Source organism: Brevundimonas sp. P7753 (assembly GCF_013386595.1).
Classification (GTDB): Bacteria; Pseudomonadota; Alphaproteobacteria; order Caulobacterales; family Caulobacteraceae; genus Brevundimonas; species Brevundimonas bullata.
On the sequence record NZ_JACARP010000014.1, the window covers coordinates 37216 to 51301 of the forward strand.

Annotated in this window: 14 protein-coding genes; 2 read left to right on the forward strand and 12 right to left on the reverse strand. The window is 67.9% G+C overall.

The features are described 5' to 3' along the window. Positions 1–3: 3 nt before the first annotated feature. The 12 genes from HX774_RS03300 to HX774_RS03355 are packed head-to-tail and all read right to left on the reverse strand — an operon-like array spanning position 4 to position 11166. Positions 4–459 (reverse strand): MaoC family dehydratase, encoded by a 456-nt coding sequence (locus HX774_RS03300; RefSeq protein WP_178824190.1) that lies wholly within the window; start codon positions 457–459, stop codon positions 4–6. Positions 460–464: 5 nt separating this feature from the next. Beyond that, on the reverse strand, positions 465–1244 hold the full coding sequence (locus tag HX774_RS03305; protein ID WP_178824191.1) for an SDR family oxidoreductase: 780 nt from the start codon (positions 1242–1244) through the stop codon (positions 465–467). Further along, complete coding sequence (locus HX774_RS03310) at positions 1241–2401, reverse strand: acyl-CoA dehydrogenase family protein (protein WP_178824193.1); 1161 nt, start codon at positions 2399–2401, stop codon at positions 1241–1243. Before HX774_RS03310 ends, HX774_RS03305 begins: the two co-directional genes overlap by 4 nt. Before the next feature lie 10 nt (positions 2402–2411). Next, positions 2412–3323 carry an SDR family oxidoreductase gene (locus HX774_RS03315; RefSeq protein ID WP_178824195.1) on the reverse strand — a complete coding sequence of 304 codons (912 nt, stop codon included), beginning with the start codon at positions 3321–3323 and terminating at the stop codon, positions 2412–2414. Between the two features lie 11 nt (positions 3324–3334). Then, positions 3335–4486 (reverse strand): acetyl-CoA C-acetyltransferase, encoded by a 1152-nt coding sequence (locus HX774_RS03320; RefSeq protein WP_178824197.1) that lies wholly within the window; start codon positions 4484–4486, stop codon positions 3335–3337. Continuing rightward, complete coding sequence (locus HX774_RS03325; protein WP_178824199.1) at positions 4476–5552, reverse strand: acyl-CoA dehydrogenase family protein; 1077 nt, start codon at positions 5550–5552, stop codon at positions 4476–4478. Before HX774_RS03325 ends, HX774_RS03320 begins: the two co-directional genes overlap by 11 nt. Before the next feature lie 2 nt (positions 5553–5554). After that, positions 5555–6715, reverse strand: a complete 1161-nt coding sequence (locus tag HX774_RS03330) for an acyl-CoA dehydrogenase family protein (RefSeq protein ID WP_178824201.1) — start codon at positions 6713–6715, stop codon at positions 5555–5557. Positions 6716–6726: 11 nt separating this feature from the next. Then, on the reverse strand, positions 6727–7476 hold the full coding sequence (locus tag HX774_RS03335; protein WP_178824203.1) for an enoyl-CoA hydratase family protein: 750 nt from the start codon (positions 7474–7476) through the stop codon (positions 6727–6729). 12 nt (positions 7477–7488) lie between these two features. Further along, the gene (locus tag HX774_RS03340) at positions 7489–8574 is read right to left on the reverse strand and encodes a nitronate monooxygenase family protein (RefSeq protein ID WP_178824205.1); all 1086 of its coding nucleotides are present in this window, start codon (positions 8572–8574) and stop codon (positions 7489–7491) included. Further along, positions 8571–9470, reverse strand: coding sequence for an enoyl-CoA hydratase (locus HX774_RS03345; RefSeq protein ID WP_178824207.1), 900 nt, complete (start codon positions 9468–9470; stop codon positions 8571–8573). The genes HX774_RS03340 and HX774_RS03345 overlap by 4 nt, the downstream gene beginning before the upstream one ends. A 2-nt stretch (positions 9471–9472) precedes the next feature. Then, the gene (locus tag HX774_RS03350; RefSeq protein ID WP_178824209.1) at positions 9473–10282 is read right to left on the reverse strand and encodes a CoA-transferase subunit beta; all 810 of its coding nucleotides are present in this window, start codon (positions 10280–10282) and stop codon (positions 9473–9475) included. 11 nt (positions 10283–10293) lie between these two features. Next, positions 10294–11166 carry a CoA transferase subunit A gene (locus HX774_RS03355; protein ID WP_178824211.1) on the reverse strand — a complete coding sequence of 291 codons (873 nt, stop codon included), beginning with the start codon at positions 11164–11166 and terminating at the stop codon, positions 10294–10296. Positions 11167–11424: 258 nt separating this feature from the next. Here HX774_RS03355 and HX774_RS03360 point away from each other — a divergent pair, with 258 nt between their 5' ends. After that, a complete protein-coding gene (locus tag HX774_RS03360) occupies positions 11425–12747 on the forward strand; it encodes an MFS transporter (RefSeq protein WP_218650245.1) in 1323 nt (440 codons plus the stop codon). Positions 12748–12877: 130 nt separating this feature from the next. After that, positions 12878–14068 (forward strand): amidohydrolase family protein, encoded by a 1191-nt coding sequence (locus HX774_RS03365; protein ID WP_178824213.1) that lies wholly within the window; start codon positions 12878–12880, stop codon positions 14066–14068. Positions 14069–14086 lie beyond the last annotated feature (18 nt).

Genomic DNA, 14086 nt, shown 5'->3' on the forward strand with positions numbered 1-14086 from the left:
TCTTTACGGATAATAGCGGCTGATGGCGTCGAGGACGCAGGCCGGCTTGGCGTCGCCCTCGATCTCGATGGTGATGCGGACGGTCGCCTGGACCGATCCGGCCTTGGCTTCCTCGACGTGCAGCAGGACGCCCGAGCCGCGCAGACGCGATCCGACCCGGACCGGAGCGAGGAAGCGGATGTTGTCGCAGCCGACGTTCACCCCCACCGAAAACCCGCGCACCTCGATGATCTGCGGCAGGAAGAGATTGGCCAGCGACACGGTCAGATAGCCGTGGGCGATGGTGGCGCCGAAGGGGCCGGTCCTGGCCCGCTCGGGATCGACGTGGATCCACTGGTCGTCGCCGGTGACGTGGGCGAAGCCGTCGATCCGGTCCTGATCGATCTCGACCCAGTCGCTGACGCCGAGCGCTTCGTCGCTCAGGCCCAGCATGGCCTGTGGGGTCTCAAAGACGCGCATCCGGCTCAGGCCCGCTGGCTCGAGACCGACAGCACTTCGCCGGTCATGTAGGACGACAGGTCCGAGGCCAGAAACAGCATGGCGTTGGCCACTTCCCAGACCTCGGCGGGACGGCCAAAGGCCTCCTGCGCGGCCAGCGACTGCAGCAGTTCCGGCGTCGTTACCTTGGCCAGGAAGGCGTGCATGGCGATGGAGGGGGCGACGGCGTTGATGCGCACGCCATGCTCGGCGGCTTCCAGCGCCGAACAGCGGGTGAAGGCCATGACCCCGGCCTTGGCGGCGGCGTAGTGGGCCTGAAGCTTCTGCGCCCGCCAGCCCAGGACCGAGGCGTTGTTGACCACGGCGCCGGCGCCTTGGGCGTACATGATCGGCAGGAAGGCGCGGCTCATGCGGAAGACGCTGGTCAGGGTCACGTCGATGACGCGGGCCCATTCGTCGTCGGCCATGTCCACCACGGCGGTCGAGCCGCCCAGCCCGGCGTTGTTGACCAGGATGTCGACCCGGCCCAGCACCTCGACCGCGCGGGCGGCCAGTGCCTGGACCTCGGTTTCGACGGTGACGTTGCACAACTGGGTGGCCGGGCGCTGGCCGACGGCGGCCGCGATGGCGTCGGCGGCCTCGTTCAGGCGGCGCTCGTGCAGGTCGCTGATCAGCAGGGTCGCGCCTTCCTCGGCGAAGCGTTTGGCGACCGAAAAGCCGATGCCGGTCCCGGCGGCGGCGGTGATGACGGCCGTCTTGCCCTGCAACAGGTTGCGGGCGACCGGATAGGGCGGGGGAGTCGTCATGTGGTGGGTTCCGGGGCGTCGTCCAGACCCATCAGGACGGCGACGGCCTCATAGTGATGGGACGGGCCGCCCAGCAAGGCGGCGCTGGCGCGTGCGCGCTTGAAATAGAGGTGGGCGTCGTGCTCCCAGGTGAAGCCGATGCCGCCGTGGATCTGGATGGCGTCACCCGCGCATTGCAGGAAGGCCTCGGAACAGCAGGCCCCGGCGACGGCGGCGGCCTCTTCCATCTCGTCCGGCATGTCCAGCAGACGCACGGCGTAATAGAGGGCCGAACGGGCGGATTCCACAGCCATCATCATGTCGGCCAGCTTGTGCTTGATGGCCTGGAACGAGCCGATGACGCGGCCGAACTGGACCCGTTGCTTGGCGTAGTCAGTGGTGATCTCCAGCGTCCGCTCGGCCCCGCCCAGCTGCTCGGCGGCCAGCATGACGGTCCCGACCGCCAGCATTCGGCGGATGGCGTAGGCCGCCTGGCCGGGCGCGCCCAGCAGGGCGTCGTCGCTGACGCGGACTTGATCGAAGCGCACGCGGCTGAAGGGGCGGGTTAGGTCCAGACTGGTCAGGCGCTCGACGCTGATCCCCGGCGTGTCGGCGGCGAGGGCGAGCAGGCTCAGACCCTCCCAGCCCGTCGTCCCTTCGAGCCGGGCGATGACGATCAGCAGATTGGCGGCGTGGCCCATCAGGACGTATTCGGCGGTTCCGTTCAGCGTCCAGCCGTCGCCGTCCGCTTCGAGACGGATCGAAACGTCGACGGGGACGGGCGCACCAGCGGCGCCGGTCAGGCAGACGGCGGCGCGGATTTCGCCCTCGATTAGCCGGGGCAGGAACTCGGCCTGGCGCGCTTCGCAGCCCGCCGACATCAGGGCGGGCAGGGCCAGACCCAGGGTGGGAAACAGCGGGGCCGCCGTCAGGGTGCGTCCGGCTTCTTCATGCAGGATGGCCAGCTCGACCAGGCCCAGGTCGCTGCCGCCGAAGCGTTCCGGCGCAGCGACGCCCAGCCAGCCCATTTCCTGGGCCATGGCGCGCCACTGTTCAGCGTCCCAGCCGTCGGCGGATTCGATGGCGGCGCGCAGGCGGGCCGAACTGCCGTGTTCGTCCAGAAACGCCCGGGCGCTTTCGGCGATGGCCAGTTGTTCGTCGCTTAGGGTGATGTTCATCCGCCCGCCCTCAGCCCGCGCCATAGACGGCTTGCGCCGGGGTGCGCTGGGCCAACAGGTCGTGGACGACGGCGCCGACCTCGGACGGACGCCAGCGGCGGGCCTGATCCACGCCGGGGCCGTTGCGCCAGCCCTCGGACAGCATGATCCGCCCGCCCTGCAGTTCGAAGACCTGGCCCGTCACCTCGGCGGACTGGGCGCTGGCCAGCCAGACGACGGTCGGTGCGACGTTGGCGGGATCGTTGGCGTCGAAACCGTCCTCGGGCGCCTGCATGGCGGCAGCGAAGGCGGTCTCGGTCATCCGGGTGCGCGCCGCCGGGGCGAGGGCGTTGGCGGTGATCCCATAGCGGCCCAGTTCGGCGGCTTGCACCAGGGTCAGGCTGGCGATGCCGCCCTTGGCCGCCGAATAGGCGCTCTGACCGATCGACCCCTGAAGGCCCGCGCCGGACGAGGTGTTGATGATGCGGGCGTCAGGATTGCGCCCCGCCTTCTGCTTGGCGCGCCAGTAGTCGACGGCGGCGCGGCTGACGCAGAAATGGCCGCGCAGGTGGACGCGCAGCACAGCGTCCCATTCCTCGGGCGTGCAGGAGACGAACATCCGGTCGCGCACGAAGCCGGCGTTGTTGACCACGGCGTGCAGGTCGCCAAAGGCGTCGAGCGCCGTCTGGACCATGCGCTGCCCCCCCTCGACCTCGGTCACGTCGTCGGTGTTGGCGACGGCCTTGCCGCCCGCCGCGATGATCTGGTCGACCACGGCCTGAGCCGCGCCGACGGTCTGGCCCGCCTCGCCGTGGGTTCCAACGCCCAGGTCGTTGACGACCACTTTCGCGCCCTCGGCCGCCAGGGCGAGGGCATAGGCCCGGCCGAGACCTCCGCCCGCGCCGGTGACGATGACCACGCGGCCTTCACAGATACCGAACATGGACGCTTCCCTCACAGACGCTCGATGATGGTGACATTGGCCTGACCGCCGCCCTCGCACATGGTCTGGAGGGCGTAGCGGCCGCCGCGGCGTTCCAGTTCGTTGAGCATGGTGGTCATGATGCGCGCCCCGGTGGCCCCCAGCGGGTGGCCGAGCGCAATGGCGCCGCCGTTGACGTTGACCCGGTCGCGTGGAATGCCGAGCTCCTTCATCCAGGCCAAGGCGACCGAGGCGAAGGCCTCGTTGCACTCGAAAAGGTCGATGTCCTCGATCCTCAGGCCGGTCTTTTCCAGCGCGTGGCGGGTGGCCGGGATGGGCGCGGTCAGCATCCAGATCGGGTCATCGCCGCGCACCGAGATGTGGTGGATGCGGGCGCGAGGCTTCAGGCCGTGATCCTTCACGGCTTTAGGCGAGGCCATCAGCAGGGCGGCGGCGCCGTCGGCGGTCTGGCTGGCCACGGCGGCGGTGATGCGGCCGCCGGGCGTCAGCGGCGGCAGCGTCGCCATCTTCTCCAGCGAGGTCTGGCGCGGGGTCTCGTCGCGCGTCACGCCGGCCAGCGGGATGATCTCGTCAGCGAAACGTCCGGCCTCGGCGGCGTCGAGCGCGCGCTGATGGCTCTCCAGCGCGAACTGCTCCATCTCGGCGCGGCTGATGTTCCATTTGTCGGCGATCATTTCGGCCGAGCGGAACTGGCCGACCTCTTGATCGCCATAGCGGGCCCGCCAGCCGGTCGAGCCGCGGAAGGGGTCGGCGAAGCCATAGGCCTGACCGGCCACCATGGCCGCCGAGATCGGGATGGCGTTCATGTTCTGCACGCCGCCGGCGACGACCAGATCCTGGGTGCCGCTCAGCACGCCCTGGGCCGCGAAATGCACCGCCTGCTGGGCCGATCCGCACTGGCGGTCGATGGTCACGCCGGGAACGTGTTCGGGCAGACCCGCCGCCAGCCAGCAGGAACGGGCGATGTCGCCGGCCTGAGAACCGATGGTGTCGCAGCAGCCGAAGACCACATCCTCGACGGCGCCGGGATCGACCCCGACGCGCGCCATCAGGGCCGACAGGACGTGGGCGCCCAGATCGGCCGAATGGACGTGAGCCAGTCCGCCCTTCTTGCGCCCGACCGGGGTGCGGACAGCGTCGATGATATAGGCCTCATGCGGCATGGGCGGCGTCTTCCTTCAGGGCGGCCCAGGCGAAGCTGTGGTCGATTTCGGGGGAGGAGAGGGCGCGCGTCTTGACCCGCGCGCGGTGGAAGCTTTCGTCGCCCCAGGCGCCGGTCAGCGCCAGGCCGCGCTTCAACAGGAATTGGACGTCCACCTCCCACGAATAGCCCATGGCCCCGTGGACCTGGATGGCGGTGCGGGCGGCCAGAGACGCGGCCTCGGTTGCGGCCAGTTTGGCGTGCGAGGCGCGGGCGCGCGACAGGGCGTTGTCGGCGGCGCGCTCGGTCGCGGCGGCGAAGACGACGGGGCGGGCGAACTCGATCTTGACCTGAGCCGTAGCCAGCAGGTGCTTCACCGCCTGATTGACGCCGATGGGCTTACCGAACTGGGTGCGTTCCTTGGCGTAGTCGACGGCCAGTTCGACGCTGCGTTCCGCCAGACCGATGCACTGGGCGGCGGCGAAGATTGCGCCGCGCTCGAAGGCGATTTCCAGCAAGGGGGCCGCCGTCGCATCGTCAGCGAGCAAGGTGTCGGCGGACGGCGTCCAGACTGCGCGCGACAGGCGACGGAAGGGATCGATGCTGGGCTGAGCGATCAGTTCGACCGCCGAGCGCTCGACCAGATGAAGCGCGCCGTCATCGACCAGCAACAGGGCGTCCGCCCTATCGGCGTCGGCGATGAAGGGATTGGACGGGTGGCCCAAGGCCACGGTCGTCTCGCCCGCCAGCGCCTTGTCCAGCCACTCAGTCGCGCGCGGATGATCGACCGCCGCCAGCAGGGGCAGGACCACGCCCGCCAGCTCGACCAGCGGCTCAGGCAGGGCGGCGTGGCCGCAGGCCTGGGCGATCAGGACGAAGTCGGTCTCGTCCAGACCCAGGCCGCCCCTGGCTTCGGGGACCATGATCCCGGTCAGACCCAGGTCAAGAATCTGACGCCAGCGCGCTTCGTCGCGCGCGTCGCCGCTATCCATCAGGCGGCGCAGGTGCGCGCCCGTGCATTCGGCCCGCAGCAGGCTGTGGACAACCTCGGCGATGGCCTGTTGTTCGTCGGAGAAGGCGAAATCCACGATCAGCCCCTCGGCAGGCCGAGCAGGCGCTCGGCGATGATGTTGCGCTGGATCTCGTTCGATCCGGCGTAGATCGGCCCGGCCAGCGAGAACAGGTATCCGCCCAGCCAGTCGCTGGCTTCCTCGTCGTAGGGCGCGCTCGTCAGCAGCTCGGCGCGCGGCCCCAGGATGGCCATGGCCGTCTGGTGCAGGGCGATGTCCATCTCGGACCAGAAGATCTTGTTGCAGCTGGCCTCGGCCCCGATCGTGCCGCCCGCCGTCAGGCGACAGGCCGTCGAATAGATCGACAGGGCATAGGCCTCGGCGTTCATCCAGGCCTGGGCCACGTCGCGGCCCAGCGCAGGATCGACCTCGGCTTCATGGCGGCGATAGAGGGCGGCCAGTCGGCGCGCGGCCTCCTGATAACGGGCCGGGCTGCGCAGCATCAGGCCGCGCTCGAACCCGGCGGTGGCCATGCAGACGTGCCAGCCCTGACCCTCGTCGCCCAGCCGGTTGGCGACGGGCACGCGGGCGTTCTCGAGGAAGATTTCGGCGAAGCCCGCCTCGCCGTCGATCTGCGGGATAGGCTGGACGCGCACGCCGGGCGTCTTCAGGTCCATCAGCAGCAGGGACAGGCCCTTGTGCCGCGACGACCCCGCCTCGGTGCGAACCAGGACGAAGGCCCAGTCGGCGAAGACGGCGCGCGACGACCAGATCTTGTGGCCGTTCAGGACATAGTCGTCGCCGTCGATCACGGCGGTGGCGGCCACGGCGGCCAGGTCGCTGCCCGCCTGAGGCTCGGACCAGGCCTGGGCCCAGATTTCATCGCCAGCGGCCATGGCGGGCAGGAAGCGCGCCTTCTGCTCGGGCGTGCCGAACTCCATCAGGGTCGGGCCCAGCAGGAAGATGCCGTTCTGATTGACCCGACCGGGGGCGCCGGCGCGGTAGTATTCTTCCTCGAAGATCAGCCACTGGACGAGGTCCAGCGCCCGGCCGCCATAGGCTTTCGGCCAGGTCACCATGCCGAAATTGCCCCGGCTCAGGGTGCGTTCCCACTCGCGGTGGGCTTCGAAGCCTTCGGCGGTGTCGAACGAGGGCAGGGGCTTAGCGGGCACATGGCCGGCCATCCAGGCGCGCACCTCATGCCGGAAAGCGGTCTGCTCGGGGGTGTAACTCAGGTTCACTGGGGGGACCTTCAGAACTGGGCGGTCTTGTTGTCGTGGACGAAGGCGTCTCGAGAGGCCTGGCTGTCCGCGTGCATGTACATTTCCAGGGTGAAGCCCTGCTCGAAGCGGTAGCCGTGGTCGACGTCGCGCGGTTCCAGCCCGTTCAGCGCCTGCTTGGCGAGGACCAGGGCGGTGCGGCTCTTGGAGGCGATGACGGCGGCGAAGGCGCGGGCCTCGGCGTGGAGTTGATCGCGCGGGACCAGCTTCTCGACCCCGCCCAGACGCCAGGCGTCCTGGGCCGTGATCCTGCCGCCGGTGAAGAAGGCGGCGCGCACCGTGTGCAGGGGCAGCATCCGCGACAGGTGCGAGGCCCCGCCCATGGCGCCCCGGTCGATCTCGGGCAGGGAGAAGTAGCAGTCGTCCGAGGCGATGACTGTGTCGGCCGCGCCGCAGATGCCGATGCCGCCGCCGATGACGAAGCCGTGGGCGGCCACCACGACCGGCACCGGGCAGTCGCGCACGGCCTTGAAGGTCAGGTAGTTGCCCCGGTTCAGGGCCACGATCCGCTCGGGATGGGCCTGCATCTCCTTGATGTCGACGCCGCCGCAGAAGCCCCGCCCCTCGGCGCGGATCAGGACGCAGCGCACGTCTTCGCGGCTGCCGATCTCGGCGATGATCCCCGGCAGGGCGTTCCACAGGGTGGAGTCCAGCGCATTGACCGGCGGGTGGTCGAGGATGACCTCCCCGATGCGGTCGTTGATGTCGGTGCGGATGGGCATATGGGGGTCCCGTCAGGCCGCTGTTGTCAGGTTGGGGGCGAGGGAACTGGTCACAGCCTCCAGCCGCGCGCGGCCCTGGGCGACGATCTGTTCGATCAGGTCGTGGCAGGTCGGCAAGTCGCCGAGACGTCCCGCCACCTGGCCTGTGGCCATCAGGCCGTCGTCGGGCTGGCCTTCGACCACGGCGCGCCGGATCAGCATGGGGGCGCTAGCGGCCATCATGGCCTGGGCCAGCGTCAATCCACCGTGGCTCGTCATGGCGCGGGCGGCGGCCAGCAGCTCGGGCACCGATGCCCCCGTCGCCCGCTTCATCATCAGGGCGCTTTCCAGCGCGCGCAGCCACATCGACACCGGACCGGCGCTCTCGATACGCGCCAGGCGACGGTTGCGGATCATGCGCTGGGGCAGGCCGTCGACCTTGGTCGAAACCAGGATGTCGTCGGGGCCGGCCTTGACGTAGTGGGCCTTGGTGACACCGGGCACCGGGCTTTCGGCCGTCATCAGGAAGCGTGTGCCCATGGCGATTCCGGCGGCGCCATAGGCCAAGGCAGCAGCCAGGCCGCGCCCGTCGCTGAAACCGCCCGCCGCCACGACCGGCACCTTCACCGCGTCCAGAACCTGAGGCAGCAGGACGGTGGTGGCGACCGAGCCGGTGTGGCCGCCGCCTTCGCCGCCCTGGACCGTGATCATGTCGCAGCCCAGTTCGACCATCTTGCGGGCGTGCTTCAGCGCGCCGACGGTGGGGATGCAGACGATGCCCGCGTCGCGGAAGCGGGCGATGATCGCCTTGTCGGGACCGCGTCCAAAGCTGACGGCTCGGACCTGAGCGCGCTCGGACAGGATGATCTCGACGATTTCGGCGGCGCCTGGCTGGAACATGTGGAAGTTCACGCCGAAGGGCTTGGCCGTCAGGATCTTCAGTTGCGCGATAGCCTGACGCAGTTCGTCGGGGCGCATCACCGTCGCGCCGAGGAAGCCGAAGGCGCCCGCCTCACTCGTCGCGGCGACCAGCTCAGGCGTGGCGATCCAGCCCATGGCCGTCTGGATGATGGGATAGCGGCAGCCGAGGCGGGCGGTCAGTTCGGTATTGAGGGTCATGCCTTGCCCTCGTCCGCGCGCCTGTTGCCGGCAGCCATGGCCTTGCCGTCGAGCCCGCTGAGGCTGTTGCCGCTGACCAGATCGTTCTGGGCGTGGGCGAAGTGGTGCATGTGGAAGACGGCGTCCATGGCCGTGCGCTTGCCGCGCAGATCCTCGACGTGGTTCACCGCCTGCTTGGTCAGCGACAGGCCCAGGCGCGGCAGGACGGCGATCTTCTCGGCGATGGCGCGGGTTTGGTCTTCCAACTGATCGCGGGCGACCACGCGGTTGACCATGCCCAGCTCATAGGCGCGGGCGGCGGGCATCCGCTCGCCCAAGAAAAGGAATTCCTTGGCGATGCGCGGGTGCATCTCGAAGGCGTGGGCGAAGTATTCGACGCCGGGAATGCCCATGCGCACGACCGGGTCCTGGAAATAGGCGTCGTCGGAGGCGACGATCAGATCGCAGACCCAGGCCAGCATCAGGCCTCCAGCGATGCAGGCCCCCTGAACCATGGCGATGGTCGGCTTGGGGATGTCGCGCCAGCGTCGGCACATGCCCAGATAGACCTCGTGCTCGCGGGCATAGAGCAGCTCTGCGCCCGGCTTATTGACGTGGTCATAGGTCAGATGGCGACGATCAAAGCTCTTGTGCAGGTCGCGGCCTGGGGTGCCGATGTCGTGGCCGGCCGAGAAATGCTTGCCGGCCCCGCGGAGGACGATGACCTTGACCGCATCGTCATCGACGGCGCGGCGGAAGGCGTCGTCCAGCGCATAGGTCATCTGCGAGTTCTGGGCGTTATGGAACGCGGTGCGATCCATGGTGATCCAGACGACCGGCCCCTCGACCGCATAGGCGACGGGCGTCTCGGTCTCGTAGGTGATCTCGACGTCTTTCGGGGGGACCAGGTCGCTCATGGTCAGGCCGCGTCCTGCAGGCGGCGGTCGCCGGCGGGGTCGCCCTTGAACAGGGTGGCGCGCAGGTTGTGCGGGTCCAGCCGGTTGCGGATGATCGACAGCTGCTCAGACGTCGGCGCTGCGGTTTCAGAGATGGTCTCGGGCCGCGCCAGGGCGAAGCCGGTCTTGTCCTGAACCTCGTCGAAGGTGACGCCGGGGTGCAGGGATCGCACCCGCATCGCCTTGTTGGCGCCGCTGAAGTCCAGCACGGCCAGGTCGGTGATGACCATCCGCAGGTCGAGGCCGGCGGGTTTTTTCCCATCAGGCCAACGAGCCGGATTGTAGCCGACGCCGCAGACGAAATCGACTTCACCGCCGACGAAGGACCGGGTGTTGTGGGTCGGCACGAAATAGCTGTTGGGATGGCTGATCGAGTTGCCCGGATAGCCGCGCGCACCCAGCAGGGCGGCCTTGGGTTTGGCGTGGTCGCCGATGACCGAAATATTGGTCTGGCCAAAGCGGTCGATCTGGGTCGGCACGACCATGGCGTGACGCTTGCCCCCCCACAGGTTGTCGAAGGTGCGGGCAAACGGCATCCAGCCCTCGACCTTGGGCACATAGCCGTTGCGCGGGCCGACCGGGACGGGTTCCGAGACGAAGTGGTTCTCGCCGTCGGTCAGCATCAGGGCCGGGTTGACGGTCAGCTTGGCCAGACCGGCGGCCAGGCGCGGCATCAGGGTGATGCCGGTGGCCAGAACCTCGCCGTCGTTGCGCCAGGCGTCGGCGGCGGCGGCGATGCACAGTTCGGCCAAGGTATAGGGAACTTGGGTCATGTCGGCGGGCCTCAATAGATCGGCGCGGGCAGGGCGCGGACGTGGTCGGCGCCGCCGACCGCCGCGAGATAGGCGTCGGGCGTCGCGTCGATGAAACGAGCCCGATAGTCGGCCCAGTCTTCTGGCGAGGTGGCGCCGACGTAGGTCTTCAGGTGGGCCATATCGATCCCGTAGTCCGGCGAGGCGCCGGTCGGGTGGGCGCCCAGCGGGGCATCGATGACCCCGGTGACGACGCTGCGCTCGAACGGATGGAAGCGGGCGTTGGCGGGCAGATCCAGCTCCTCGGTCGTCACCACCTGTTCGGTCGAGACGAAGACCTGATCGGCGGCGCGGGCCATCAGGTCGTCGAAGAAGGGGTCGGGGCTGAAGATCAGGGTGTTGCCCGCCTGATCTGCGCGGTGGACGTGCAGAATGGCGGCGTCGAGCTTGATCGCCGGCATGGCCAGCAAGGTTTGGCCGTCCTCATAGGGCGAGCGGATCGTCTTGATGCCCTGCGAGGGAATATCCGTCGCCAGGCCGAAGTTGGCGGGCAGGAAGGGCAGGCGCATGGCTGCGGCCCGCAGGCCCCAGTGCAGCAGGCCTTCGTCCAGTTCCAGGATCTCCAGCGCGCCCGCCTGTCGTGCGGCGCGGAAATGCGGGTCCAAGGGGAAATGATCCAGAGAAACAAAGCCGAAGATCAGCTTCTTCACCTTGCCCGACGCCACCAAGGTCCCGACGTCGGGGCCGCCGTAGCCGACGATGGTCAGGTCCTTAAGGTCAGAACGCGCGATGGCGCGCACGAGGGCCATGGGCTTGCGGCGCGTGGCCCAACCCCCGATTCCGATGGTCATTCCGTCGCGCAGGCTGGCGACAAAGCCATCCAGATCCAGCCGTTTATCCAGCACGCCGTGACACTCCGTGAAGCAGGGAAGATTGGTTCCTGTCACGACGCTATGAGACCGGCCGGAGACGGTGAAGGGTCCCCAAAGGAACGGATTGTTTGCGTCCGAAGACAATGCGGACGACCCCCGAAATAGGGCTGCTGGCGAAACACTCTGGTCGTGTTTCGCGCCTTATCGCGGCGGTCGGCTTGGGCTCTATTTTCCCGACCGGCGGCCTGGTCCGCCCGCGACATCCATAAGGTCGCCGCGCGGGAGACCCGTTTGCTTCAGAGACTTCGCAACACCCCCGGCGCGCCCCTGACGGGTGAAACCACCCTGTCCAAAGGCGTGTTCGCCCTGATCTTCGTGGTGTCGATGGCCATGGCCGTGGGCAACCTGGGCCTGGTTTCAGTCATGCCCGCTATCGGACGCGCCATCGGCATTTCTGATCATCTGGTGGCGGCGATCTTCTCGCTGTCGGCCCTGCTGTGGGCCATCAGCGCGCCGTACTGGGCCAGGGTCTCGGACGTGCGGGGGCGCAAGCCGATGATGATGCTGGGTCTGGGCGGCTTTGTTTTCTCCATGCTGGGCTGCGCCCTGGTGGTCTGGGCCGGGCTGCAGGCCCTGCTGGCGCCCATGGCGGTCTTTCTGGCCTTCGCCGCGATCCGCGGGGTGTTCGGTCTGCTGGGCTCGGCTACCGCTTCGTCCAGCCAGGCCTATGTGGCCGAGCGCACCTCCGAGAAGGATCGGACGGCTGCCCTGTCGGCCCTGGCCGGCGCCCTGGGCATGGGAACCATCATCGGTCCGGCGGTGTCGCCGCTTCTGGTCTTCGGCTTCCTTGGTCTGGCTGGACCCATGACCATCTTCGCCCTGATCGCGGCGGCGATTCTGATTGCGGTGGCGGTGATGATTCCGTCGGATCGTCCGCCCGTGTCGGTGCGCGAGCAGGGGCTGAAGGCGAACGCGGCGGGCGGCAAGCCAGCCCGCGCCAAGGCGGGAACCGGAGTCTGGCGCGACAAGAACATCGGACCCTATCTCTGGTACGGTCTGCTTTCGGCCTGCGCCCAGGCGATCAATGTCTATACCCTGGGTTTCGTCATCATGGACGAGATGGCCCTGCCGGCGGCGGAGGCTCAGGGCTATATCGGCATCGCCATGGCGGCGGGCGCGGCGGCGGGCCTGGCGGGTCAGTGGGTCCTGATCCCTGGGCTGAAGATGTCGCCGCGACAACTGTTGCGGGCTGGGGCGGTTCTGGCGCTGGCGGGCAATCTGATCACCGTCTTCGCCGGCGACATCTGGCTTCTGACGCTTGGCTATGTGGTGTTGACCCTGGGCTTCAGCTTCTGCCGGCCCGGCTTTACGGCGGGCTCTTCGCTGGCGGCTCGCCCTGATCAGCAAGGCCTCGTGGCGGGCATGGTCTCCAGCTTGTCGGGTGCGGCCATCGTCGTCACCCCTGTGATCGGCGTGCTGCTTTACGAGTTCGCACCTGCGGCGCCTTTCATCCTGAACTGCGTCGTCATGGCTGGACTGGCGCTCTACGCCTGGAAAAACCCCTCGCTGCGGCGCGGCGAGCCCGGCCTGGCGCGGACTTCGATTGTTTCCTGATGCGGATAAACCGTCTGCGTCCACGTGCTTGTTGTCGACGAGCGTCGGGTAATAATCGTTCCATCAAGATTTAAAAATCGGCTGACGAACAGACTAGTTCGTGATGGTCAAAGAAACGTGGGAGTGTTCCGTGGATCGGTATCTGGTAATTTCGTCCGATGGTCATGCCGGTTTGCCCCCGGAAAAGTATCGCGAGTATCTGGACCCGCAGTATCGGGCCGAGTTTGACGAGCGCATCGTCAAGGAAATCGCGGCCCGCGAACAGCACGAGAAGAACTTCCTCCTCGACGACTTCAACAACAAATGGCGCGCCGATGCCGGCGAAGGCATGGAGGGCGCCTGGGACTCGACGATCCGCAGCCGTATTCTGGATGAGGACGGCGTCGCCGCCGAGGTCCTCTATCCCGATGGCATCACCGAGCGGAACGCCCCGCCTTTCGGCGCCGACATCGGCCTGAGGCCAGTCCTGAAGGACGCGCACCTGCAATGGGCGGGCGCCCGCGCCCACAATCGCTGGATGGCCGAGTTCTGTCAGATGGACCCGGTGCGCCGCATCGGCCTGGCCATCATCCCGGCCCTCTACGACATGGAAGAGAACCTCAAGGAAATCCGTTGGGCCAAGGAGAATGGTCTGAAGGGCGTGGTCCTGCCGACCTTGATGGAGGGCTACGACTTCTACAACCATCCGAAATACCACCCGATGTGGGCCATGCTGCAAGAGTTCAACATGCCCGTGAACTTCCACTCGGGCGCGGCGCCGGCCTATGACACGGCCCAGCCTGGCTGGATCGGCATCTACCTTTCGGAGTACGCCTTTTTCCTCACCCGCCCGATGTCGGCCCTGATCTTCGGCGGCGTGTTCGAGCAGTTTCCGAAACTGAAGGTCACCTTCACCGAAGCGGGCGGCGAGTTCTGGTTCCCGTGGATGCTGGAGCTGATGGACGTCCGCGCCTCGGTCAAGCACACCAGCGGCAAGCTGGGCGATCACCGCTCCAACCTGTCGATGAAGCCGAGCGATTACTTCAAGCGCAACATCTGGGTCGGCTGCTCGGCCCTGCCGGACGAAGAGACCACCGAGTCCTATTACAACATCGGCATCGACCGGGTGCTGTGGGGCACCGACTATCCCCACCCCGAGGGCACCTGGCCCCACACCCTGCCCAAGATGATCGCCAGCCTGGGCGGGCTGCCCGAAGCCGACATCTCCAGGATGTTCGCGGGCAACGCCCTGGAAGTCTACGACCTGGATGAGAAGGCGCTGAACGCCATCGCGGCCCGCATCGGCCCGCAGAAGACCAACTTCATCAAGGCCGCCGCCTGATACCGACCGGGAGCGGTC